Origin of the sequence: Mesorhizobium sp. M7A.F.Ca.US.005.03.2.1 (assembly GCF_003997795.1) — a bacterium.
GTDB classification, from domain to species: Bacteria; Pseudomonadota; Alphaproteobacteria; order Rhizobiales; family Rhizobiaceae; genus Mesorhizobium; species Mesorhizobium ciceri.
This window is the reverse complement of record NZ_RZRP01001272.1, coordinates 1-1201: the sequence shown is the minus strand read 5'-3', so window position 1 is coordinate 1201 and position 1201 is coordinate 1. Positions and strand designations below refer to the sequence as shown.

The 1201-nt window shown below is 64.5% G+C and carries 1 pseudogene; it reads right to left on the bottom strand.

Features of this window, described 5'->3' with window-relative positions:
* Nucleotides 1-372: 372 nt before the first annotated feature.
* Nucleotides 373-546 (bottom strand): annotated as a pseudogene (locus EN991_RS41890) (DUF2865 domain-containing protein); the annotation flags it as partial.
* Nucleotides 547-1201 lie beyond the last annotated feature (655 nt).

Below are 1201 nucleotides of genomic sequence, written 5' to 3'. Positions count from 1 at the left end.
GGACAGCCCTTACCGGACTGCCTTCGGGGCCGGAGCTTGCAGATCTATTGCCGCTGATGGGTCGGGAAGGAACGTTGGCCCGACGACCCTGACCTTGCGCTGTTCCGGCGGCAGCGCGGACACGGGCGACGTCACCGGCCTGGCGGAAAGCCGCTTGATCGCCTCGCGGTCGAGCCCACCTTCCAGATTGGCCAGCGTTTCGGGATCGGCGCCCGGATCAGGTTTTGCAACCGGGACTGGAATGAATGATGACGCGTCTGTCTCTGGCTGCGATTGCACCGGATTCGGCGGATTGCCGGCAATGATCTGGAAGCCCTGCGCAGCGGCGTTGCAGCCGCAAGCCGGCGGCCGCGACATGCCGGGCCGCTTGTAGAGATAGGCGGTCGGCAATTCGCTGTAAGGTCGGCCGGTGACAGATGACATCATCGACGCCGAATCGTCGTCCATGCCGCGCGAATAGAAAACCTGCATCTCGGTGCCGGGGCAGCTCGATTCGCAATTCTTCTGGTCGCGTTCGAAATCGCCTGCCGAGGCCGAGTTCGACATAGGGAAAAAGTAGCCGTCGCAGGTGCGCACACAGGACGTGTGGAATTCGCCACCGACGCTCGGAAAATCCGGTACGCCGGGCTGGTTGAGCACACGGCGGACATTGCGCTCCTCGCTGGGATCGTCGGGCTGGTTGGGTTCATCAAGCATATCGAGCTGCTTGCTGTTGCCGCCGAAGAGCTGATCGAACAGGTTTGCGCTGCCGCCGTCGCGGTTCGCTTCCTGCAAAGGCGCACGCCGAGGCGCAACGGTGTCGTCGCGGCAGCCATTGGCGTCGAGCGCCGCCAGGATGCGTCCGCGATCGCGGCGAGAGCCACCGCCAGCCAGCCGCTCGCGCTTGTTTTGCAAGGCGTCGAGATTGGCATTCATGCGGTCGATGGTGGCGTTGAGCCCGGCGCATTGATTGAGGTTGCGGCCAAACAGCGAAAAACCGCACCCGGCCTGGCTCGCCTGGCTGCGAGCCTTCGAAATCTGCTCATGCTGCCTGGCAATCGCGGAATCGTATTTCCGGACTAGCGCCGGACCGCCACCGCCGCCGCGCGAGGACGCGGCAAGATCGGCTTCCAACTGGCGGCAGACCCGCGAAGCAGCCTGTGGCTCGGCTACTCCCCAGGTTGCGGACAACAGCAGGCCAAGCAGCACGGCAGCATGCGCC